Source organism: Piscinibacter defluvii (assembly GCF_004011805.1).
Lineage (GTDB): Bacteria > Pseudomonadota > Gammaproteobacteria > Burkholderiales > Burkholderiaceae_C > Piscinibacter > Piscinibacter defluvii.
Window position 1 is genome coordinate 710,126 of the sequence record NZ_ML137196.1, and the last position, 21,770, is coordinate 731,895.

A 21,770-nucleotide genomic window follows, 5' to 3' on the forward strand; every position below is an offset into this window, starting at 1 on the left:
ATGGCAGCAGACCTGGACACCGGCCCCAAGGTGATGGGGGACGACGGGGAGTTCCACGCCACCGACGAGGCCGTGGACCTCTCCCGCACGCCGCTCGAGGGCTGGATCGCGCTCGTGATCTTCTGGGCGCTCGGCGGCGTGGTCTTCTACCAGTTCTTCACCCGCTACGTGCTGAACAACTCGGCCTCGTGGACCGAGGAGATCGCGCGTTACCTGCTGATCGGCACGGTGTTCGTCGGCGCGGCCATCGGCGTGGCGAAGAACAACCACATCCAGGTCGACCTGCTGTACCGCTGGCTGCCGCGCGGCGTGGCGCGCCTGCTGTCGCTGGGGGTGGACCTGCTGCGCGTGCTGTTCTTCGGCGCGATGGTCGTGCTGACCGCGCAGATGATGCAGAAGATGGGCAGCTACCAGATGACCATCGTCGACCTGCCGATGAACATCGTCTACGGCGTGTGCCTGTTCGGCCTGGCGATGATGGCGCTGCGCTCGGCCTGGGTGATGAAGGTGCACTGGCAGCGCGGCTACAGCGTGCTGGAGCGGCCCGAGACCACGATGGACGACCGCTAGGCCGCACGATGCTCAAGATCCTCTTCCTGCTGCTGATGGCCGGGGGCATCCCGGTGGCCATCGCGATGGCCGGCTCCTCGCTGATCTACATCCTCGTGTCCGGCAACCTGCCGCCCTTCGCGGTGGTGCACCGGATGATCGGCGGCATCGACAGCTTCCCGCTGCTGGCGGTGCCGTTCTTCATCCTGGCCGGCAACCTGATGAACAACGCCGGCATCACCAACCGCATCTACAACTTCGCGCTCGCCCTGGTGGGCTGGCTCAAGGGCGGGCTCGGCCATGTCAACGTGGTCGGCTCGGTGGTCTTCGCCGGCATGAGCGGCACGGCGATCGCCGATGCGGCGGGCCTGGGCACCATCGAGATCAAGGCCATGAAGGACCACGGCTACGCGACCGAGTTCGCGGTCGGCGTGACGGCGGCCTCGGCCACGCTCGGGCCGATCATCCCGCCCTCGCTGCCCTTCGTGATCTACGCGATGATGGCCAACGTGTCGGTGGGCGCGCTGTTCCTCGCCGGCATCCTGCCCGGCGTGCTGATGGCGCTGCTGATGATGGCCACGGTCGCCTGGTTCGCGCACAAGAACGGCTGGGGCGGCGACATCAAGTTCTCCGGCGCGCGCTTCGGCAAGGCGATGCTCGAGACGGCCGTCGTCGTGCTCTGGCCGCTGGCGGTGTACCACGCGGTGCAGTGGGGCGCGCCGCCGCAGATCACCGTGGCCGTGGCGCTGGTGCTGCTGTTCGCGGCCGACCGCTGGTTCGGCTTCCAGGCCGTGCTGCCGATCATGACGCCGGTGCTGCTGATCGGCGGCATGACCACCGGGCTGTTCACGCCCACCGAAGGGGCCATCGCGGCGAGCGTGTGGGCGCTGTTCCTCGGCCTCTTCTGGTACCGCACCATGAGCTGGCGCATGTTCGTCAAGGTCAGCCTCGACACGGTGGAGACCACCGCGACGGTGATGTTCATCGTCGCCGCTGCGTCGATCTTCGGCTGGATGCTCACCGCCACCGGCGTCACCGCGCAGATCGCCGCGTGGGTGCTGGCGGTCACCAACGAGCCCTGGCTGTTCCTGCTGATGGCCAACCTGCTGATGCTGTTCGTCGGCTGCTTCCTGGAGCCGACCGCGGCCATCACCATCCTGGTGCCGATCCTGCTGCCGATCGCGCGGCAGCTCGGCGTCGACCCGGTGCACTTCGGCCTGGTGATGGTGCTGAACCTGATGATCGGCCTGCTGCACCCGCCGATGGGCATGGTGCTGTTCGTGCTGGCGCGGGTGGCCAAGCTGAGCGTGGAGCGCACCACGATGGCCATCCTGCCCTGGCTGCTGCCGCTGCTGGGCAGCCTGGTGATCCTGACCTACGTCCCGGCGATCGGCCTGTGGCTGCCGCGCGCGATGGGGCTGTGATGGAGAGACGACCAACATGAACCGACGCGAACAGCGGGCCGGGCGCCGGGCCGCTCCCAAGCCGGCCCGCATCCCCTCGGGGGATCGGCCGGCGTACTCGTCGGACGAGGGGCTGACATGACGGGACGATTGCAGGGCAAGACTGCCCTGGTGACCGCGGCCGGCCAGGGCATCGGCCGCGCGACGGCCGAGGCCTTCGCACGCGAGGGCGCGCGCGTGATCGCGACCGACCGCGACGAGCGGCTGCTCGCCACGCTGGCCGGCGTCACCACGCACCGGCTCGACGTGCTGGATGCGGCCGCCATTGCCGCGCTGGCGGCCGAGGTCGGCCCGGTCGACGTGCTGTTCAACGGCGCCGGCATCGTGCACGCCGGCACGGTGCTCGAGTGCAGCGAGGAGGACTGGGCGCTCGCCTTCGACCTGAACGTGCGCTCGATGTACCGCACGATCAAGGCCTTCCTGCCCGGCATGCTGGAACGCGGGCGCGGATCCATCGTCAACGTCGCCTCGGCCGCGGGCAGCACCAAGGGCGTGCCCAACCGCTTCGTGTACGGCACCAGCAAGGCGGCGGTGGTCGGACTGACCAAGGCGGTCGCGGCGGACTTCGTCACCCGCGGCATCCGCTGCAACGCGATCTGCCCGGGCACCGTGGAGTCGCCCAGCCTGCGCGAGCGCATCGCGGCGCAGGCGAAGGCGAGCGGCCAGACCATCGAGCAGGTCGAGGCTGCGTTCGTCGGCCGCCAGCCGATGGGCCGCCTCGGCCGCGCCGAGGAGATCGCGGCGCTGGCGGTCTACCTGGCCAGCGACGAGTCATCATTCACCACCGGCACCGTGCAGCTGATCGACGGTGGCTGGAGCAACTGAAGGAAGAGAACAACATGAAGCTGATGCGATACGGCGCGAGAGGCGCCGAGAAACCCGCCCTCGTCGACGCCGAGGGCCGCGTGCGCGACCTCTCCGGCGTGCTGGCCGACATCACCGGCGCGACGCTCACGCCCAAGGGCCTGGACCGCCTGCGCGCCCTCGATCCGGCCGAGCTGCCGGTGGTCGAGAACCCGGGCCGCATCGCGCCGCCCTGGAGCGGCTGCGAGAAGTTCCTCTGCATCGGGCTGAACTACGCCGACCATGCGGCCGAATCGAACCTGCCGATCCCGAAGGAGCCGATCCTGTTCATGAAGCCGATCAGCGCGCGCGTCGGCCCGAACGACCCGGTGGTGCTGCCGCAGGGCTCGGTCAAGGGCGACTGGGAGGTCGAGCTTGGCGTGGTGATCGGCAGCAAGGCGCGCTACGTGTCCGAGGCCGAGGCGCTGAAGCACGTGGCCGGCTACTGCGTGGTCAACGACGTGTCCGAGCGCGAATACCAGATCGAGCGCGGCGGCACCTGGGACAAGGGCAAGGGCTGCGACACCTTCGGCCCGGTCGGCCCCTGGCTGGTGACGGCCGACGAGGTGGGCGACCCGCAGAACCTCTCGATGTTCCTCGAGGTCAACGGCCACCGCTTCCAGAACGGCAGCACGAAGACCATGATCTTCGGCGTGGCCCAGCTGGTCAGCTACGTCAGCCGCTTCATGACGCTCTACCCGGGTGACCTGATCTCCACCGGCACGCCGCCCGGCGTGGGCATGGGCGTCAAGCCGGCCCCGGTGTACCTGAAGGCCGGCGACACGATGCGCCTGGGCATCGAGAAGCTGGGCGAGCAGCGCCAGACGGTGCACGCCTGGGACCCGGCGATCATCGACGGCTGAAGGAGGGGCGCGCGATGCTGTACCCGATCCGCCGCACGCTGCTGCTGGCCGGCGCGCTGCTGCTGTCCGCCTGCGCCTCCGCGCCGCCGGCCGGCCCGCCGGCGGCGCCGGCCGGTCCCCCCGCAGCCATACTGTGGGTGGGCAACAGCTTCTTCTACTACAACAACAGCCTGCACGGCCACTTCGGCCAGCTCGCCGGTGCGGGGCAGGTGCGGGTACGCAGCACCTCGGTGACGATCAGCGGCTCGGGCCTGGACTGGCACGACCTGCCCTCGCTGCTGCGGCCCAACGGCCTGGGGCGCTACTCCTTCGTCGGCGACAACGAGATCCGGTTCAACCCGCCGGGCCGGCAGTACGACAGCGTGGTCATGATGGACTGCAGCCAGTGCCCGGTGCATCCGCAGCTGAAGGACGCGTTCTTCGACAGCGTCAAGCGCAATGCCGAGGTCGCGCGGGCGCAGGGCGTGCGGCCGATCCTGTTCATGTCCTGGGCCTACAAGGACAAGCCCGAGATGACGCAGCAGCTCGCCGCTGCCTACACGGCCGCCGGCCAGGCCAACGGCGTGGCGGTGATCCCGGTCGGGCTGGCCTTCGCGCGCGCGATGGCCGCGCGGCCGGACATCGAGCTATACGCCCCCGACAAGCGCCACCCGAGCCTGGCGGGCACCTACCTCTCGGCCTGCACCGCCTACGCCGCGCTGTACGGCAAGAGCCCGGTGGGCCTGGCCTACAGCGCCGGGCTCCCCGCCGACGTGGCCGCCGCGCTGCAGGCCGCCGCCTGGGACACCGTGCAGGCGTACAAGCCATGAGCGGCACTGCGTTCATCCGCATCCACCCGGCCGACGACGTCGTCATCGCCAAGCAGCAGCTCGTCGGCGGCACGCGGCTGGAGGGCGAGGGCGTCACGGTCAGCGGCCTGATCCCGCCGGGCCACAAGGTTGCGGTGCGGGCGATCCGCGCCGGGCAGCCGGTGCGCCGATACAACCAGATCATCGGCACCGCCAAGGTCGACATCGCGCCTGGCCAGCATGTGCACACGCACAACCTGGAGTTCGCCAGCTTCGCGCGCGACTACGCGGTCGGCACCGGCACGCACCCGACCGACTACGTGCCGGTGCCCGCCACCTTCCAGGGCATCGTGCGGCCGGACGGTCGCGTGGCCACGCGCAACTACCTCGGCGTGCTGACCTCGGTGAACTGCTCGGCCACCGCGGCGCGGGCGATCGCCGACCATTTCCGGCGCGACATCAACCCGAAGGCGCTGGAGCGCTTCCCGAACGTCGACGGCGTGGTGGCGCTGACCCACGGCGCCGGCTGCGCCACCGACAGTGGCGGCGAGCCGCTGCAGATCCTGCGCCGCACGCTGGGCGGCTACGCCCGCCACCCGAACTTCGCCGGCGTGCTGATGGTGGGGCTGGGCTGCGAGACCAACCAGATCGACGGGCTGCTCGAGCAGGAGGGCCTGGCCGCCGGCCCGCAGCTGCAGACCTTCTCGATCCAGGACAGCGGCGGCACGCGCAAGACGGTGGCCAAGGGCATCGAGCTGGTCGAGTGGATGCTGGAGGAGGCCAACCGCGTGCAGCGCGAGCCGGTGCCGGCCAGCCACATCACGGTCGGCCTGCAGTGCGGCGGCTCGGACGGTTATTCGGGCATCAGCGCCAACCCGGCGCTCGGCGCGGCGGTGGACCGGCTGGTGCGCCACGGCGGCACCGCCATCCTCAGCGAATCGCCCGAGGTCTACGGCGGCGAACACCTGCTGACGCGGCGCGCGGTGAGCCAGGCGGTGGCCGACAAGCTGGTCGCCCGGCTGAAGTGGTGGGAGGACTACACCGCCCGCAACGGCGGCGAGATGGACAACAACCCCTCGGCCGGCAACAAGGCCGGCGGGCTGACCACCATCCTCGAGAAGAGCCTGGGCGCGATCGCCAAGAGCGGCACCACCAACCTGGTCGAGGTCTACGAGTACGCGCAGGCCGTCACGGCCAAGGGCCTGGTGTTCATGGACACCCCGGGCTACGACCCGGTGTCCGCCACCGGGCAGGTGGCCGGCGGGGCCAACCTGATCTGCTTCACCACCGGGCGCGGCTCGGCCTACGGCTGCGCGCCCTCGCCTTCGCTGAAGCTCGGCACCAACACCGTGCTGTGGCTGAAGCAGGAGGAGGACATCGACATCAACTGCGGCGAGGTGGTCGACGGCACGGCCAGCATCGACGAGCTCGGCGAGCGCATCTTCCGCCTGATGCTCGAGACCGCCTCGGGCCGCAAGACCAAGAGCGAGCTGCACGGCTACGGGCAGAACGAGTTCGTGCCCTGGCAGCTCGGGGCGGTGATGTAGTCAGCGCTTGCGGGCCACCAGCCCGATCAGGGCGGACATCCCGGCGTGCGACGTGCCCTCGGCGAGTTCGGCCTCGAACTCGTCGAGCCTCTCGATCGCCATCCCGGCGAAGGCACCGCGCAACAGCGCCTCGGTGTAGAGGTGGCTGTCGATGCCGGGGCCGCCGGTGCGGTAGACGAGCTGCTTCGGCGTGTAGCCCAGCAGCATCAGCACCCCGCCCGGGCGCAGGCAGCGCGCCATGTTGGCGAACAGGCGGGCGCGCTCGGCCGGGGTGGCGTACTGGACGAAGATCGCCACCACGCCGTCGTACACCGCCTGCGGCCAGGCCAACGCGTCGCCGTCGGCCACCGCGTGGTTCACCGCCACGCCGCGCGCCGCCGCCAGGCGCCGCGCCTTGGCGACGCCGACCTCGGACAGGTCGAACGCATCCACCGCGAAGCCCTGGCGCGCCAGCCAGGTGCTGTTGCGGCCTTCGCCGTCGGCCACGCACAGCACGCGCCCGCCCGGCGGCAGCGCGCCGGCATGCTCGCGCAGCCAGGCGTTGGGTTCGGTGCCGAAGGCGAAGTCCTCCCCGGCAAAGCGGGCGTTCCACTTGGCGCGGGCGTCGTCGAAGGCGGTGTCGCTCACTGAACTACCCTCCGCGCAAAGCGCTCCGGGATTCGCGCTTGGGAACGGCCCGGCGCGCTCATGCAGCCATGCTATCCCCCGCGGGCCGGTGATGCCCTGGCACGAACTTCGCACGGAAGATGTCAATCCGAACCCGAGGGGCCGGTTTACGCCGAATCCGCCGCGTTTTGCGGCCGGAGCAGGTGACCGGAATTTGCATGAACGACAAGATTCGTCACCGCCCGACGCCCACGCCCAAGGGCCACCTGCCCAACTGGGCGCTGGTGCTGTGCATCGCCGGCGCGATCGTGCTGGTGTCGGTGGCGCGCTCCATCGTCTGAACCCGAGAGGCGCCGCCCGGCGCTCGGTTAGGCTCGCCTCCGTCCCCACGGAGGCCGAGATGAAGAAATCCCTGCTCGTGCTGGCTGCACTCGTCGCGATGGCCTGCTCCCGCGCCGAGCCGATCGGCGAGGTCGACACCGTCTTCAAGCTGATCGGCCCCGACCACAAGATCGTCGTCGAGGCCTACGACGACCCCGGCGTGGCCGGCGTGACCTGCTACGTCTCGCGCGCCAGGACCGGCGGCATCAAGGGTGCGCTCGGCCTGGCGGAAGACAAGTCCGAAGCCTCGATCGCCTGCCGCCAGACCGGGCCGATCAGCTTCCGCGCGCCGCTGCGCCAGCAGGAGGAGATGTTCACCGAGCGCATCTCGCTGGTGTTCAAGCGCCTGCGCGTGGTGCGCATGGTCGACCAGCCGCGCAACACCCTGGTCTACCTGACCTACTCCGACCGGCTGATCGAGGGCTCGCCGCAGAACAGTGTCACCGCGGTGCCGGTGGACCGCGGCACGGTCATCCCGCTGCGCTGATCACGGGGGAAACGAGCATGGGCAGGGAAGGCCCGGCCGCCCAGAATTGGCCTGACCACCTGACCAGTCTCTCCCTCGTCAGCCGCGCCCATGAAGATCACCGCCGCCCGCGTCATCGTCTGCTGCCCGGGCCGCAACTTCGTGACGCTCAAGATCGAGACCGACCAGGGCCTCACCGGCCTGGGCGACGCGACGCTGAACGGCCGCGAACTGGCCGTGGCGAGCTACCTGAGCGACCATGTCATCCCCTGCCTGATCGGCCGCGACGCCCACGCCATCGAGGACACCTGGCAGTACCTCTACCGCGGCGCCTACTGGCGGCGCGGGCCGGTGACGATGAGCGCGATCGCGGCCGTCGACACCGCGCTGTGGGACCTCAAGGCCAAGGCCGCCGGCCTGCCGCTGTACCAGCTGCTCGGCGGCGCGAGCCGCAACGGCGTGCTGGTCTACGGCCACGCCAACGGGCGCGACATCACCCACACCGTCGAGGAGGTGCTGCGCTACCGGGAGATGGGCTACCGGGCGATCCGCGCCCAGAGCGGCGTGCCGGGCCTGGAGAAGGTCTACGGCGTGGGCCGCGGCACCATGGCCTACGAGCCGGCGGACGCCGCGCTGCCGAGCGAACACGACTGGTCGACCGAGAAGTACCTGCGCCACACGCCGCAACTGTTCGACGCGGTGCGCCAAGCGGTCGGGCCGGAGGTGCACCTGCTGCACGACGTGCACCACCGCCTGACGCCGATCGAGGCGGCGCGCCTGGGCAAGGACCTGGAACCCTTCCGCCTGTTCTGGATGGAAGACGCGACCCCGGCCGAGAACCAGGAGGCCTTCCGCCTGATCCGGCAGCACACCACCACACCGCTGGCGGTGGGCGAGGTGTTCAACACCGTGTGGGACTGCAAGGAGCTGATCCAGCAGCAGCTGATCGACTACATCCGCACGACCGTCGTGCACGCCGGCGGCATCACCCACCTGAGGCGCATCGCCGACCTGGCCGCGCTCTACCAGGTACGCACCGGCAGTCACGGTGCGACCGACCTGTCGCCCGTCTGCATGGGCGCCGCGCTGCACTTCGACCGCTGGGTGCCGAACTTCGGCATCCAGGAGTACATGCGCCACACCGAGGAGACCGACGCGGTGTTCCCGCACGCCTACCGCTTCGACGACGGCTTCCTGCACCCCGGCGAGGTGCCCGGCCACGGCGTGGAGATCGACGAGGCGCTGGCGGCGAAGTACCCCTACCAGCGCGCCTACCTGCCGGTGAACCGGCTGCAGCACGACGGCACCTTGTGGCACTGGTAGACGCACCCGGCATCGTGCACCTCGGCCTGGGCGCCTTCGCGCGGGCCCACCTGCTGCCGGCCACCCAGGTGGCGATGGCGGCGAGCGGCGAGCGCCACTGGGGCGTGCTCGGCGTCTCGCTGCGCCACCCCGATGTGCGCGACGCGCTCGCCCCGCACGGCTTCCGCTACACGCTCGCGCTGCGCGATGCCGACGACCGGGGCCGGCCGCGCGAGCGGCGCGAGGCGATCGAGGCGCTGCGCGGCGTGCTGGTCGCGCCCGAGGATCCGGGTGCGGTGCTGGACGCCATCGCCGCGCCGGCCACGCGCATCGTCAGCCTAACCGTCACCGAGAAGGGCTACCACCACGACCCGGCCACGCGCACCCTGCGGCGGGACGATGCGGACCTGGCCCACGACCTCGCCCACCCCGACGCGCCGCGCACGACGCTCGGCGTGCTGGCCTACGGCCTGGCGCGGCGGCGCGCACGCGGCGCCGGGCCGGTGACGCTGCTCTCGTGCGACAACCTGCCGGCCAACGGCGACACGCTGCGGGGCCTGCTGCTCGCCTTCGCGGCGCAGGTCGATCCGGCGCTGGCCGGCTGGATCGACGCGCAGTGCACGTTCCCGAACGCGATGGTCGACCGCATCGTGCCGCGCAGCGAGAACCCGGCCGTGGTCGCCGCCGAGCCCTTCTTCGACTGGGCGGTGGAAGACCGCTTCGCCGCCGGCCGGCCCGACTGGACGGCCTATGGCGCGCGCTTCGTGCCGAGCGCCGAGCCCTTCGAGAAGCTCAAGCTGCGCATGGTCAACGGCACGCACTCGACCGTCGCCTACCTGGCCGTGGTGGCCGGCTGGGCGACGGTGGACGAGGCGATCGCGCAGCCCGCGCTGCGCCGCACGATCGAGGCGCTGATGCGCGAGGAGATCGAGCCCACGCTGCCCGCCCTGCCCGGCCTGGACCTGGCCGACTACCGCGCCCGGCTGCTGCAGCGCTTCGCCAACCCCGCGCTCACCCACCGCACGCGCCAGATCGCGATGGACGGCTCGCAGAAGCTGCCGCAGCGCCTGCTGGGCACGATCGCCGACCGGCTCGCGGCCGGCGCGTCCGTCGAGCGGCTCGCGCTCGGCGTCGCGGCCTGGATCCACTTCCTGCGCGGCGTCGACGAACAGGGCCGCGCCTACCCGATCGACGACCCGCTGGCCGGTGCGCTCGCCGACCTTCGGGCTCACGCGGAGGCGGCGCCCGACGAGCGCAGCCGCGTGGCCATGATCACCGGCTTCGCGCCGGTGTTCGGTGCGCTGGGCCGCGCGCCGGCCTTCATCGACGCGGTGGCCCGCCACACCGCCACCCTGCGCATGCACGGCGTGCGCGCCACACTCGAGCCATGAACCCGACCCTGGACGTCATCACCGTCGGCGAGACCATGGTCTCGTTCGCCGCCGACCAGCCCGGCCCGCTGTCCGAGGCGGCGAGCTTCACCGCCATCGTCGGCGGCGCCGAGACCAACGTGGCCGTCGGCCTGGCGCGGCTCGGTCTGCGGGTCACCTGGGTCAGCCGCCTCGGGGCCGATTCCTTCGCGCAGCGCATCCGCGCGACGCTGGCCGCCGAGGCGGTGGACTGCCGTGCGGTGGTCGAGGATCCGACGCGGCCGACCGGCTTCATGCTCAAGTCGCGCGCGCTGGCCGGGGCCGACCCGGTGGTCGAGTACTTCCGGCGCGGCTCGGCGGCCAGCGCGCTGTCGCTGGCCGACTTCGACGCTCGCCTGTTCCTCTCGGCGCGCCACCTGCACGTCACGGGCATCACGCCGGCGCTCTCGCCCTCGTGCGCGGAGCTGGTCGAGCACGCGATGAAGACCATGCGCGCCGCGGGCCGCACGGTCTCGTTCGACCCCAACCTGCGCCCGCGCCTGTGGCCGAGCCGCGAGGTCATGGCCACGCACCTGAACCGGCTCGCCGGCCTGGCGGACTGGGTGCTGCCCGGCATTGCCGAAGGCCGCACGCTCACCGGGCTGGACACCCCCGAGGCGATCGCCGCGTTCTACCGCGAGCGCGGCGCGGCGGCGGTGGTCGTGAAGTTGGGGGCGGAAGGTTCGTACTGGTGCGACGCCGATGGCGAGGGCCGCGTGAGCGGCGTCCGCGTCGAGCACGTGGTCGACACTGTCGGCGCCGGCGATGCCTTCGCCGTGGGCGTGATCAGCGGCCGGCTCGAGGGGCTCTCCTGGCCGGCGACCCTGGCCCGCGCCAACTGGATCGGCGCGCAGGCGATCCAGGTGGTGGGCGACATCGAAGGGTTGCCGCGGCGGGAGGCGCTGCCCGCCGGGCTGTGAGGCGGCTCAGCCGGCCAGTGCAGCGTCGATCTGCTGCGTGAGGTTCATCCCGCGCTCGATCTTGTAGAGCATCGCGAAAACAGCGCGCCCGCCACTGCGGCGCGCCCACACGGCGCCAACCTGACCCTTCTCGATTTCTTTCGGCACCTGCCGCAGGTGCTCGCCCTTGTACTCGGCGACCAACACACGCCCGTCGTGCAGCTCGCACACGAAGTCGGGATAGAAGCGGCCTGCGGACGTGGGCAACCAGAAGCCGTGCACCGGATCGGAATCGAGGTTGCGCACCCAGCGCATCACTTGCGGATGCTCCTCCAGCGCCAACGCACAGCGCCACTCCTCGCTGCCGTCCTCGAGGTCCGCGACCACGGCATAGAAGTGCTTCCGGAAGTTGAACTTTCCACGGTAGCGCTGGTTGCCCGCCACGGGATAGGTCTGCGGGTCGAAGCGGAATTCGTGCACCGGGTCGGCCTGAACGTCCCAACCGCCGTCCAGCACGAGTTGTGTGAACGCCGACTTGGCGGCCCCGTCGCGCAGCTCTCCGATGCGCAGCGCGAGACGCTGCAGCAGCGGGTACTGGTGGCGCGCAAGTTGCTGCAGCGGGATGCGCTGGTCGTACACGAGGTGGTTCACGCAGGCCAACGTGAACGCACGCAGGTGCGCCGGCACGATGTCGGCCGCGACGTTGCGTGCCGGGTGCTGCAGTTCGGCAGCCAGCCAGCGCGCCAGATCGTCGGCCGTGATGGTCGGCGTCACGGCGTCGAGCGCCAACTGTGCCGCGTCGCCCCGGCCCACCCGGGTGCGCTGGCCGTCGAGGTAGACCTCCCACAGCGTGCCCTGCTCGACCATTGCGAAGCCTTCGAGCCGGATGGGCTCGGCCAGCAGGTTGAGATCCACGCTCTCCAGCACCGCCTCGCGCTCCAGCAGCGTAAGCGGCAGCTGGGCTTCGCCCGCCGGCCGCCAGCACAGGCGCGGCACGGGCGCGAAGGTCTCGCCGCGCGTAGCCGGCGCCAGCGCACCGGCCACCAGCGTGTTGTGGCGCTCCAGGTGCTCCTGCACTTGTTCGCGCAGCTTGCGCGGCTGCGCGGCCACCAACTCGGCCGCCAACGCCTCCCCGATGGCGCCGCGCAGCAGCACGCGCTGGCGCTCGCCGTCGGTGCTGAGACTGGCCGTGCCCTGCGCCACGGCCGCGGCCACCGCGGCCGGCAGCGGCTTGCCGGGAGGCAGGTCCACCGCGATGGCCGGCAGGGGCGGCAGCGCCGGCGCGCCGGCAAACAGCGGCCCGTCGTCCCGCCCCTCGCCGCCCGTGAGGGCGAGCGGAACCTGCGGCGCGATCATCGAGGCCATGTCCAGCGGGTCGAAGCCCATGCCGTCGATCAGCCGATCGGCCAGCGCGTTGGCGGCCATGCCGGTCTCGGCCTCCGTCACGTGCGCATAGGCCTTGTTCAGCGCCGGCCGGGCGCGCCGCGTGGCGTAGGGCATGCGCAGCACACGGCCGAGCAGCTGCTCGATGGCCGTGGCCGAGCGGATGGCCTGCACCGAACACAGCACGTAGGCGAACGGGCAGTCCCAGCCCTCGCGCAGTGCCTGGACGGTGATGATGTAGCGCACCGGGCAACTGCGCTCTGCGAGATTCAGGCCGTCCAGCTCGCGCTGCGTGCCGGTGGCCACCTTCACCTGATCGGCCGGGATGTGCAGGTCGTCCACGAGGTGCGCCCGCAGCACGTCCACGTTCACCGGGTCGCTGCTGTTCTGCGCCTGCAGCAGCACGATCGGGCGGATGTAGGCGCCGTTCACGTCTTCCTCCTGCTGCGCCTCGGCTTCCAGCAGACGCTGGTTCTGCACCGCATCGAACACCGCCGCCTGCCAGCCGCGGGTGTGTTCGACCAGCGCGATCGGCATCTTGATCATGTGCTCGGCCTGCAGCTGCTGGGCCGAGACGTGGAACAGCACGTTGGTGCGTCTGGGTACCGGAGTGGCCGTCAGCTCCAGGATCAGCGCAGGGTTGAGGCGCTTGAGCGCCTCGAAGCTGCGCTCGGTCTTGGTGTTGTGCGCCTCGTCGACGATCACGTAGGGCCGGCGCAGCGCCAACCAGTTGGCCAGGCTCCAGCGCGGCTGGCCGACGAAGCGCGCGAGCATCTCGCGCCCCGCCTTGGCCGAGGCCACGTCGGCCGGTGTCACGAGCGCATCGGGCAGGTCGCGCAGCGCGTTCAAGGCGAACGGCGGCACGCCGCGGAAGTGCGGCTCGAAGGCCTCGCTGAAGGCATAGACGTTGCGCTGCTCGGTGTCCTCGACGCGAAAGCTCTGGATCGTGGCCACCACCACCACAGCACGCTGCTCGAAATCCTGCGGCGACAGGGTGGCCACCGACTCCAGGTCGCAGACGCACACGTCCTCGCCGCAGGCCTGGGCCAGGGCCACGTGGAATGGATGGCCGGGCGTGGCGAGCGCAGCCAGCGTCTGTGTGCGGATGGTGTCGCTGGGCACCAGCCACAGCGCCAGCGGCTTGGGCGTCGACCCCGGCCAGTCGCGCTGCAGGCGCCCGACGGCATGGGCGGCGAGCAGCGTCTTGCCGCCGCCCGTGGGGATGCGCAGGCAGACGCAAGGGGTGTCGCCGAAAGGCTCCGGGTTGTAGCCGTAGCCGGTGCACTGCATGTAGGCCGCGGATGCGCCGTGCACGGCGGCGCTGCGCAGGTAGGATTCGAGCGCCAGCAGCGCCTGCTGCTGGTAGCGCTTGAGTTCGAAGGCCGGCATGTTGTGCCTCCCGTTCAGCGCGGCAGCGCGTGCGGCAGCTGCTTGAAGACCAGCCCCTCGGCGGCGAGGCGCGCCTCGCCGAGCCGGCAGGCTTCCCCGTACACCACCTTCGGCCCGGCGTGCCAGCAGGTCTGGCGCAGGGCCTCCAGCACGGCGGAGGTGAGCACGTTGCCGGCCTCGGGCCGGCGATCACCCAGGATGCCGTTGAAGAGCAGGTAGTAGGCCGTATCGCCCGCGCGGCCCAGCAGCGGCGTGCCCGCCGCACCGGGTTGCCATGCGGCGCCCGTCTCGCGCAGCCAGACGAAGGCCGCCAGATCGGCGAAGCGCACCTCGGGGTGGATGTCACCCACGGCGTCGAACAGCGGCTCACCGAGTTGCATGAGCTCGAAACCCCCGCCGCCCTGCCAGTTCACGGCATCGCTGATGCCGCCTCGTTCCCCGTCGATCACCTTCTGCAGCCGCGGCACGCAATGCGTGACGGCATGCTCGCCCATCTCGATGCCGATCCAGCGCCGGCCCATCTTGTGCGCGACGGCGGCGGTGGTGCCGCTGCCGAGGAAGCTGTCGAGGACGAGGTCGCCTTCACTCGTCGCAATCGAAATCAGATGGCCCATGAACCGCTCAGGTTTCGGGGTTCCGAAAACACCGCCCCCGAATAGCGCCAACCCTTCCCGCTTGGAGTCTTGGTTGTCGCCAACCAAATCGCGCAACCAGAGCGTGTCCGCAACAACACCGTCAGCGAGTTCTGACAGGAAGACCTTCAGTCGCGGCTTGTCCTTCTCGTGATTCTTGCCCCACCAAATGCGATTCTCCCGGACATGCTGTTCGTGCTTAGTTGAATCGTACGCCCACACACGCGACTCAAGCGGGAGGACGGACTTCTTGGTTGAGGGATGCTCAATCGGATAGTAGAGATTCGGACGTTCGCTCTTAGTCTTGGCGCAGGTGTACACCACGGATTGCCAAGGCCCGCGGGGATCATCGTCAATGTTCGCGAACCCCTTCAGTTGATCGGCGGTTCGCGCGACCTTGTTCGGTCGCCACGCATTTGCCTTCCTTGCGTACGCCAGTACGTGGTCGTGGCTAGTACTCAGCCATTGAGCATCGTTCTGTTTGGCGTACTTCTTCTGCCAGACGACGTTGGCGACAAAGTTGGTTCGCCCAAACACCTCATCCATCAACACCTTGAGGTAGTGCCCCTCGTTATCGTCGATGGTCACCCACAGGCTCCCGTCCTCGCGCAGGAACTCCCGCAACAGCTGCAGCCGCGGCAGCATCATGCTCAGCCACTGGCTGTGCTCGAGGTTGTCGTCGTAGTGCTCGAAGGCGCTCTTGGTGTTGTAGGGCGGGTCGATGAAGATGCACTTCACCCGGCCACGGTAGAACGGCAGCAGCGCCTTCAGCGCCTCCAGGTTGTCGCCGTGCACCAGCAGGTTGCCGGCGCCGGCCGTACCGAAGCGGTGCCCCGCCGCATGTGGGCGCAGCACACGGGTCGGTACGCGGTCGGCAATGCGGAAGGCGGCATCGCGGTTCAGCCAGTCGAGGGTGGGCATGTCGTCAGGTGTCGGAGGGTCCGCTGGCGGGCACGGCCGCCGATGGGCTGTCGTCGATCAGCACATCCAACGCATCGTGGTGGAACAGGTCCACGTAGGGCTGGTAGCGCCAGAGGCGGTTGCGGCCGTAGCCGGTCAGCTCGCGCAGCCAGCCGCGCGCCTCGAACTCGCCGACGAGTTTTGCCGCCGTCGGTGCGGTGCACCCGAGTGTCTGCGCCACGCGCTTGATGGACACGGTGGGCTGCTGCAGCAGGTGGTCCAGCAGGGTCAGCGCCTTCGCGTTTCGCGCCACGGTCGCGCGATGCCCATCGCGCATTGCAACGATGGCGCGCGCGGTGCGCGAGGCGGCCTGGGCCGTGCTGCTGACACCGCGCAGGAAGAAGGCGATCCACGGCTCCCAGTGCCCGTGCAGACGGATGGCGGTCAGCCGGTCGTAGTACTCGGCGCGCCGCGCCTTCAGGTAGAGCGAGAGATACAGCAGCGGGCGTGACAGTGCACCGTCCTCGCACAGCATGAGGGTGACGAGCAGGCGACCGACGCGGCCGTTGCCGTCGAGGAACGGGTGGATGGTCTCGAACTGCGCATGCGCCAGCGCGCAGCGCACCAGCAGCGGCACGCTGGTGCGTGCGTCGTGCAGGAAGGTCTCGAGCTGGCCGAGTGCGGGCATCACCTCGTGCGGCGGGGGCGGAATGAACGCGGCATCGGCGAGCGTGGCACCCGCCCCGCCGATCCAGTTCTGCGACGTGCGGAACTCGCCGGGCGACTTGTGCCCGCCGCGCACGCCCTGCATCAGCTCCGCATGGATCTCCCGCAGCAGCCGCAGCGACAGTGGCAGCTCGGGCAGGCGCGCCAGGCCGTAGTTCATCGCGCGAACGTAGTTCACCACCTCGGCCACGTCGCCCGGCGTTTCGTCCCGCACCGCGTCGGCCTCGTAGGCCAGCACGTCCTCGAGCGTGCTCTGCGTGCCCTCGATCTGCGAGGAAAGCACGGCCTCGTGCCGCACGTACATGGCCACGAACAGATCCGGGTTGGGCAGCAGCGCGGCCAGCGCATCGAGCCGCCCGATGTCACGGTCGGCGGACGACAGCAAGGTCTGCAGTTCGCCGTCGTAGCGGATGGGCGGATCGGGCGGCAGCGGTGCCGGCAGAAAAGCCCGGTACCCTGAGGTCTGCTGAACAAAGCGGCCCGCGCGGTGCGGATGGTCCAACCTGCGCTTCCTTTCACAAGAGCCGCACGACGCGACGCTTATTAAAGGAAATCGTAACAGATTGACTTATGGATGCCGGCGGCGGGCTGTCTGAAAGCGCGCCCGACCAAGCGGCCGCCGCAGATCCGGCCCCGCCGCTCCGCCAGCGGCGCCGCCTTGGGGGAAGCGCCGCAGGCGCCTCGGGGGGGTCAGTGCAACGCCGCCTGCACCTCGTCGAGCATCTTCTTCGCATCGCCGAACAGCATCCGGTTGTTCTCCTTGTAGAACAGCGGGTTGTCGACGCCGGCGTAGCCCGAGGCCATGCTGCGCTTCATCACGATCGAGGTCTTGGCCTTCCAGACCTCGAGCACCGGCATGCCGGCGATCGGGCTGGTCGGGTCCTCCTGCGCGGCCGGGTTCACGATGTCGTTGGCGCCGATGACCATCGAGACATCGGTCTCCGGGAAGTCCTCGTTGATCTCGTCCATCTCCAGCACGATGTCGTAGGGCACCTTGGCCTCGGCCAGCAGCACGTTCATGTGGCCCGGCATGCGGCCGGCCACCGGGTGGATGCCGAAGCGCACGTTCACGCCCTTGCCGCGCAGGATCTTGGTGATCTCGCACACCACGTGCTGCGCCTGCGCCACCGCCATGCCGTAGCCCGGCACGATGACCACGTTCTTGGCCTCCTTCAGCAGCTCGGCCGTCTCGGCCGCGCTGATCGGCGTCACCTCGCCCTGCGGCTGCGCCGCATCGCCGCCCTTGGCCGGCGCGGGCGCCCCGCCGCCGAAGCCGCCGGCGATCACGCTGATGAAGTTGCGGTTCATCGCGCGGCACATGATGTAGGACAGGATCGCGCCCGAGGAGCCCACCAGCGCGCCGGTGACGATCAGCAGGTCGTTGCTGAGCATGAAGCCGGTGGCCGCGGCGGCCCAGCCGGAGTAGCTGTTGAGCATCGACACCACCACCGGCATGTCGGCGCCACCGATCGCCATCACCATGTGCACGCCGAACAGCAGCGCGATCACGGTCATCACGAGCAGCGGTGTCATGCCGGACTGCACGTCGTGCGCGTTCAGGAACACGCCGCCGAACCACAGCACCACCAGCAGGCCGACCAGGTTCAGCAGGTGCCGGCCCGGCAGCAGCACCGGCTTGCCGCCGATCTTGCCGGACAGCTTGCCGAAGGCGATCACCGAGCCGGAGAAGGTGACGGCGCCGATCAGGATGCCGATGTAGACCTCCACCTCGTGGATGGTCTTCTCGGCCGGGGTCGGGAACACGGTCGAGGTGTCCACGTAGCTGGCGAAGCCCACCAGGCAGGCCGCGAGGCCGACGAGGCTGTGCATCAGCGCCACCAGCTCGGGCATCTGCGTCATCTGCACCTTCTTCGCGGCATACAGGCCGACGCTGCCGCCGATGACCAGCGCACCGACGATCCAGGCGTAGCCCGCGCCGGTGACGCGCGGGCCGAGCACGGTGGCCAGCACGGCGATGGCCATGCCGACCATGCCGAAGACGTTGCCGCGGCGCGCCGTCTCGGGGTTCGAGAGGCCGCCCAGGCTGAGGATGAAGAGGATGGTGGCGCCGATGTAGGCGACGGTGGCGAGGCTGTCGGTCATGTTCTTCTCGTTCTTCTTACTTGCGGAACATCGCCAGCATGCGCCGCGTCACCGCGAAGCCGCCGAACATGTTGATCGCGGTGAGCACCAGCGCCAGCACCGCCATGCCGAGGATCAGGCCGTTGGGCCGGCCGCCGGCGTCGCCGGCCAGCGGCGGGGCGATCTGGATCAGCGCGCCGATCGCGATGATCGAGGAGATGGCGTTGGTCACGCTCATCAGCGGCGTGTGCAGCGAGGGCGTGACGTTCCAGATCACCATGTAGCCGACGAAGCAGGCCAGCACGAACACCGTGAAGTGCGACAGGAACGAGGCCGGCGCGAACAGGCCCACGCCCAGCAGCGCGAGCGCGCCGACCGCGAACACGATGGCCAGCGCCTTGGCGGACATCGGCTCGCCGGCGCCATGGCCGTGGCCCTTGGGCGCCGGCGCGGCCGCCGCGGCCTTGGGCTTGGGCGGCGGGGCGGGCAGCTTGAGCGGCGGCGCGGGCCAGGTGAGCGAGCCGTCCTTGATGACGGTGAGGCCGCGGATCGCGTCGTCGTCCATGTTGACGACGGCCACGCCGTCCTTGGCCTTGCACAGCTCCTCGGTCAGGCGCAGCAGGTTGGTCGAGTACAGGGTCGACGACTGCTTGGCGAGCCGGCTGGCCAGGTCGGTGTAGCCGATGATCGTGACGCCGTGCTTCACGACGGCCTGGCCGGGCTCGGTGAGTTCGCAGTTGCCGCCCTGCTCGGCGGCCATGTCGACGATCACGCTGCCCGGGCGCATGCTCTGCACCATCTCGGCGGTGATCAGCCGCGGCGCCGGCTTGCCGGGGATCAGCGCGGTCGTGATGATGATGTCGCACTCCCGGGCCTGCTGCGCGTACATCGCACGCTGCGCGGCCTGGAAGCCCTCACTCATCACCTTGGCGTAGCCGCCGCCGCCCGAGCCTTCTTCCTCGTAGTCGACCTTGACGAACTCGCCGCCGAGCGACACCACCTGGTCGGCCACCTCGGCGCGCGTGTCGTTGGCGCGCACGATGGCGCCCAGGCCGGCGGCGGTGCCGATGGCCGCCAGGCCGGCGACGCCGGCGCCGGCGATGAACACCTTGGCCGGCGGGATCTTGCCCGCGGCGGTGATCTGGCCGTTGAAGTAGCGGCCGAAGGCGTTGGCCGCCTCGATCACCGCGCGGTAGCCGCTGACGCCGGCCATCGAGGTGAGCGCGTCCATCTTCTGCGCGCGCGAGAGCTGGCGCGGCAGGCAGTCGATGGCCAGCACGGTGGCCTTGCGGGCCGCCAGCGCTTCCATCAGCTGCGGGTTCTGCGCCGGCCAGACGAAGCCGATCAGTGTGCCGCCTTCGCGCATCAGGCCGACCTCGTCGAGCGTCGGCGGGCGCACCTTGAAGACGATGTCGCTGCCGGCCCAGAGTTCGGCGGCGCTGCCGACGATTTCGGCGCCGGCGGCGCGGTAGGTGTCGTCGGCGAAGTTGGCGGCCTCGCCGGCACCGCTCTGCACCGCCACGGAGAAGCCGAGCTTGACCAGCTTCTCCACCACGTCGGGCACGGTGGCCACGCGCTTTTCACCCGCCGCTGTCTCGCGCGGTACCCCAATCTTCATCGACGTCTCCTCCGGACCCGGACTTATTTCACGGGCCAAGAGCTTACACGCTGCGGGCGCCACTACCATCCGGCCCCATGAACGCACGCTGGAGCCCGAGCGTCACCGTCGCCGCGATCATCGAACGCGAAGGGCGCTATCTGCTCGTCGAGGAGGAGACGCCCGAGGGGCTGCGGCTGAACAACCCGGCCGGCCACCTGGACCCGGGCGAGAGCCCCGAGCAGGGCGTGGTGCGCGAGGCGCTGGAGGAGACCGCGCGGGTGTTCGTGCCCGAGGCGCTGGTGGGCGTCTACCTGTCGCGCTTCCGGCGCCCGGCCAGCGGCGAAGACGTCACCTACCTGCGCTTCGCCTACGCCGGCACGGTGGGCGACCCCGACCCCGCGCTCGGCCTGGACGAGGGCATCGTGCGCACGCTGTGGATGACGCTCGACGAGCTGCGCGCCAGCCGCGCGCAGCACCGCAGCGGCCTGGTGCTGCGCTGCATCGAGGACCATGCCGCCGGGCGGCGCTTCCCCCTCGACCTGGTGCACGCCGACCCGACGCTCGTCGCGCCGGAGATCAAGGGCGGCTAGGAGCCTGCCGCGCCAGCACCCGGTCGACCATCGTGCCGGACTGGCCGAGGTAGTTGGCCGGGTCGCACAAGCGCGCCAGCGCGGCGCGGTCCAGGTGCTTGTTGATCTGCGGATGCTCGGCCAGCAGGTCGAGCAGCGGGCGCTGCTGCTTCAGGGCCTCGCGGCAGATGTCGTAGACGAGGTCGTGCGCGTATTCGCGGCCGATGTAGGGCCCGAGGCCCATCATCACCGCCTCGCTCATCACCAGGCCGTGCGTCATGTCGAGGTTGCGGCGCATCGCGGCGGCGTCCACCTCCAGGCCTTCGACCACCGCGCGCGCCTGCTTCAGCGCGCCGGCCATCAGGCAGAAGGCCTCGGGCAGCACGATCCACTCGATCTCCCAGGGGCCGGTCGAGCGCTCGTGGTCGGCCACCATCGCGTCCATCAGCGCCGCCGCATGCTGGCGCACCACCGAGATCGCGGCGTGGATGTAGCAGCTCGAGATCGGGTTGCGCTTCTGCGGCATCGTGCTCGAGGACCCGCGGCCGTGGTGGTAGGGCTCGTAGACCTCGCCGACCTCGGTCTGCATCATCAGCTTGACGTCCATGCTGAGCTTGCCGAGCGTGCCGCCGACCAGCCCGAGGAAGGCGCCGACTTCGGCGATGTTGTCGCGGATGGTGTGCCAGGCGATCACCGGCTGCGCCAGGCCCAGCTCGGCGCACAAGCCGGCCTGCGTCTCCATCGCGCCGCGTTCCAGCGACGCCAGCGTGCCGGCCGCGCCGGCGAACTCGCCCACCAGCACGCGCTCGCGCAGCTGCGCGAGGCGCTCGCGGTGGCGCTGCACGGCCGAGAGCAGCCCGGCCATCTTGTAGCCGAAGGTCACGGGAATCGCCTGCTGCAGGTTGCTGCGGCCGATCATCGGCGTCAGGCGGTGCTCCTTCGCGAGCTTGGCCAGCGCCTTTCCGATCGCCGCCAGGTCGGCGTCGACGAGTTCCAGCGCCTCGCGGATCTGCAGCACCGTCGCGGTGTCGGTGATGTCCTGCGTGGTCGCGCCCCAGTGGCAGTATTCGCCGAGCTTGTCGCGGCACAGCGCATTGAGCTGCGACACGACGCCGAGGATGGGGTAGCCGATGCGCTCGGTCTGCGTGCGCAGCTTGGCCATGTCGATCTGGTCGAGCCGGCAGTGGCTGACGATCTCGTCGGCCGCATCGGCCGGGATCAGGCCGAGCCGGCCCTGCACTCGCGCCAGCGCGGCCTCGATGTCCAGGTACTTGCGGGTGCGGTTCTCGTCGGACCAGACCTCGCGCATCGCATCACTGCTGAAGATGCCCTGGAAGATCGACGAGTCGATGATGGAAGCGGCCATGGTGGGC

General features: G+C 70.3%; 19 protein-coding genes. 12 read left to right on the plus strand and 7 right to left on the minus strand.

Annotation, left to right across the window (positions count from 1 at the left end):
* The 6 genes from D9C15_RS03185 to D9C15_RS03210 all read left to right on the plus strand — a co-directional run bounded on the left by D9C15_RS03185 (position 1) and on the right by D9C15_RS03210 (position 6,053).
* Positions 1–570 carry a TRAP transporter small permease gene (locus tag D9C15_RS03185; protein ID WP_127995964.1) on the plus strand — a complete coding sequence of 190 codons (570 nt, stop codon included), beginning with the start codon at positions 1–3 and terminating at the stop codon, positions 568–570.
* Between the two features lie 8 nt (positions 571–578).
* Entirely contained in the window at positions 579–1,973 is a 1,395-nt protein-coding gene (locus D9C15_RS03190; RefSeq protein ID WP_127995965.1) for a TRAP transporter large permease, read from the plus strand.
* Positions 1,974–2,090: 117 nt separating this feature from the next.
* Positions 2,091–2,837, plus strand: a complete 747-nt coding sequence (locus tag D9C15_RS03195; RefSeq protein WP_127995966.1) for an SDR family oxidoreductase — start codon at positions 2,091–2,093, stop codon at positions 2,835–2,837.
* A 14-nt stretch (positions 2,838–2,851) separates the two neighbouring features.
* Positions 2,852–3,718, plus strand: coding sequence for a fumarylacetoacetate hydrolase family protein (locus D9C15_RS03200; protein ID WP_127995967.1), 867 nt, complete (start codon positions 2,852–2,854; stop codon positions 3,716–3,718).
* 14 nt (positions 3,719–3,732) lie between these two features.
* The gene (locus D9C15_RS03205) at positions 3,733–4,527 is read left to right on the plus strand and encodes a hypothetical protein (RefSeq protein WP_127995968.1); all 795 of its coding nucleotides are present in this window, start codon (positions 3,733–3,735) and stop codon (positions 4,525–4,527) included.
* Positions 4,524–6,053 carry a D-arabinonate dehydratase gene (locus tag D9C15_RS03210; RefSeq protein WP_127995969.1) on the plus strand — a complete coding sequence of 510 codons (1,530 nt, stop codon included), beginning with the start codon at positions 4,524–4,526 and terminating at the stop codon, positions 6,051–6,053. The genes D9C15_RS03205 and D9C15_RS03210 overlap by 4 nt, the downstream gene beginning before the upstream one ends.
* Here D9C15_RS03210 and D9C15_RS03215 read toward each other — a convergent pair whose 3' ends face one another.
* Positions 6,054–6,680 carry a class I SAM-dependent methyltransferase gene (locus D9C15_RS03215; protein WP_127995970.1) on the minus strand — a complete coding sequence of 209 codons (627 nt, stop codon included), beginning with the start codon at positions 6,678–6,680 and terminating at the stop codon, positions 6,054–6,056. It abuts the gene before it with no gap.
* A 197-nt stretch (positions 6,681–6,877) separates the two neighbouring features.
* Here D9C15_RS03215 and D9C15_RS34310 point away from each other — a divergent pair, with 197 nt between their 5' ends.
* From D9C15_RS34310 to D9C15_RS03235, 5 genes are all read left to right on the plus strand, one after another.
* Positions 6,878–7,000 (plus strand): hypothetical protein, encoded by a 123-nt coding sequence (locus D9C15_RS34310; protein WP_259372591.1) that lies wholly within the window; start codon positions 6,878–6,880, stop codon positions 6,998–7,000.
* Between the two features lie 59 nt (positions 7,001–7,059).
* Complete coding sequence (locus tag D9C15_RS03220; RefSeq protein ID WP_127995971.1) at positions 7,060–7,527, plus strand: CreA family protein; 468 nt, start codon at positions 7,060–7,062, stop codon at positions 7,525–7,527.
* A gap of 90 nt (positions 7,528–7,617) precedes the next feature.
* Entirely contained in the window at positions 7,618–8,829 is a 1,212-nt protein-coding gene (manD, locus tag D9C15_RS03225; protein ID WP_127995972.1) for a D-mannonate dehydratase ManD, read from the plus strand.
* A complete protein-coding gene (locus tag D9C15_RS03230; RefSeq protein WP_240668265.1) occupies positions 8,817–10,199 on the plus strand; it encodes a mannitol dehydrogenase family protein in 1,383 nt (460 codons plus the stop codon). Before manD ends, D9C15_RS03230 begins: the two co-directional genes overlap by 13 nt.
* Entirely contained in the window at positions 10,196–11,137 is a 942-nt protein-coding gene (locus tag D9C15_RS03235) for a sugar kinase (RefSeq protein WP_127995973.1), read from the plus strand. Before D9C15_RS03230 ends, D9C15_RS03235 begins: the two co-directional genes overlap by 4 nt.
* A 6-nt stretch (positions 11,138–11,143) precedes the next feature.
* Here D9C15_RS03235 and D9C15_RS03240 read toward each other — a convergent pair whose 3' ends face one another.
* The 5 genes from D9C15_RS03240 to D9C15_RS03260 form a co-directional block, all read right to left on the minus strand.
* The gene (locus D9C15_RS03240) at positions 11,144–13,888 is read right to left on the minus strand and encodes a DEAD/DEAH box helicase (protein WP_127995974.1); all 2,745 of its coding nucleotides are present in this window, start codon (positions 13,886–13,888) and stop codon (positions 11,144–11,146) included.
* A gap of 14 nt (positions 13,889–13,902) precedes the next feature.
* Positions 13,903–15,441: a site-specific DNA-methyltransferase gene (locus tag D9C15_RS03245; protein ID WP_127995975.1), complete on the minus strand. Its 1,539-nt coding sequence runs from the start codon at positions 15,439–15,441 to the stop codon at positions 13,903–13,905.
* Between the two features lie 4 nt (positions 15,442–15,445).
* A complete protein-coding gene (locus tag D9C15_RS03250) occupies positions 15,446–16,648 on the minus strand; it encodes a Fic family protein (protein WP_127995976.1) in 1,203 nt (400 codons plus the stop codon).
* A gap of 188 nt (positions 16,649–16,836) precedes the next feature.
* Complete coding sequence (gene pntB / locus D9C15_RS03255) at positions 16,837–18,249, minus strand: Re/Si-specific NAD(P)(+) transhydrogenase subunit beta (protein ID WP_127995977.1); 1,413 nt, start codon at positions 18,247–18,249, stop codon at positions 16,837–16,839.
* 16 nt (positions 18,250–18,265) lie between these two features.
* Entirely contained in the window at positions 18,266–19,846 is a 1,581-nt protein-coding gene (locus D9C15_RS03260) for a Re/Si-specific NAD(P)(+) transhydrogenase subunit alpha (protein ID WP_127995978.1), read from the minus strand.
* A gap of 77 nt (positions 19,847–19,923) precedes the next feature.
* Here D9C15_RS03260 and D9C15_RS03265 point away from each other — a divergent pair, with 77 nt between their 5' ends.
* Positions 19,924–20,418 carry an NUDIX hydrolase gene (locus D9C15_RS03265; RefSeq protein ID WP_127995979.1) on the plus strand — a complete coding sequence of 165 codons (495 nt, stop codon included), beginning with the start codon at positions 19,924–19,926 and terminating at the stop codon, positions 20,416–20,418.
* Here the strand turns inward: D9C15_RS03265 and pcaB are convergent.
* Positions 20,405–21,763 carry a 3-carboxy-cis,cis-muconate cycloisomerase gene (gene pcaB, locus D9C15_RS03270; RefSeq protein WP_127995980.1) on the minus strand — a complete coding sequence of 453 codons (1,359 nt, stop codon included), beginning with the start codon at positions 21,761–21,763 and terminating at the stop codon, positions 20,405–20,407. The two genes, D9C15_RS03265 and pcaB, sit on opposite strands and share 14 nt — an antisense overlap.
* Positions 21,764–21,770 lie beyond the last annotated feature (7 nt).

Bases quoted from the DNA above. Each gene is read 5' to 3' on its own strand.
- D9C15_RS03195 (WP_127995966.1), top strand. From the start codon at position 2,091: ATGACGGGACGATTGCAGGGCAAGACTGCCCTGGTGACCGCGGCCGGC.
- pntB (WP_127995977.1), bottom strand. From the start codon at position 18,249: ATGACCGACAGCCTCGCCACCGTCGCCTACATCGGCGCCACCATCCTC.
- D9C15_RS03205 (WP_127995968.1), top strand. From the start codon at position 3,733: ATGCTGTACCCGATCCGCCGCACGCTGCTGCTGGCCGGCGCGCTGCTG.
- D9C15_RS03190 (WP_127995965.1), top strand. From the start codon at position 579: ATGCTCAAGATCCTCTTCCTGCTGCTGATGGCCGGGGGCATCCCGGTG.
- D9C15_RS03220 (WP_127995971.1), top strand. From the start codon at position 7,060: ATGAAGAAATCCCTGCTCGTGCTGGCTGCACTCGTCGCGATGGCCTGC.
- D9C15_RS34310 (WP_259372591.1), top strand. From the start codon at position 6,878: ATGAACGACAAGATTCGTCACCGCCCGACGCCCACGCCCAAGGGCCAC.
- D9C15_RS03200 (WP_127995967.1), top strand. From the start codon at position 2,852: ATGAAGCTGATGCGATACGGCGCGAGAGGCGCCGAGAAACCCGCCCTC.
- D9C15_RS03240 (WP_127995974.1), bottom strand. From the start codon at position 13,888: ATGCCGGCCTTCGAACTCAAGCGCTACCAGCAGCAGGCGCTGCTGGCG.
- D9C15_RS03185 (WP_127995964.1), top strand. From the start codon at position 1: ATGGCAGCAGACCTGGACACCGGCCCCAAGGTGATGGGGGACGACGGG.
- D9C15_RS03260 (WP_127995978.1), bottom strand. From the start codon at position 19,846: ATGAAGATTGGGGTACCGCGCGAGACAGCGGCGGGTGAAAAGCGCGTG.
- D9C15_RS03210 (WP_127995969.1), top strand. From the start codon at position 4,524: ATGAGCGGCACTGCGTTCATCCGCATCCACCCGGCCGACGACGTCGTC.
- pcaB (WP_127995980.1), bottom strand. From the start codon at position 21,763: ATGGCCGCTTCCATCATCGACTCGTCGATCTTCCAGGGCATCTTCAGC.
- D9C15_RS03265 (WP_127995979.1), top strand. From the start codon at position 19,924: ATGAACGCACGCTGGAGCCCGAGCGTCACCGTCGCCGCGATCATCGAA.
- manD (WP_127995972.1), top strand. From the start codon at position 7,618: ATGAAGATCACCGCCGCCCGCGTCATCGTCTGCTGCCCGGGCCGCAAC.
- D9C15_RS03245 (WP_127995975.1), bottom strand. From the start codon at position 15,441: ATGCCCACCCTCGACTGGCTGAACCGCGATGCCGCCTTCCGCATTGCC.
- D9C15_RS03235 (WP_127995973.1), top strand. From the start codon at position 10,196: ATGAACCCGACCCTGGACGTCATCACCGTCGGCGAGACCATGGTCTCG.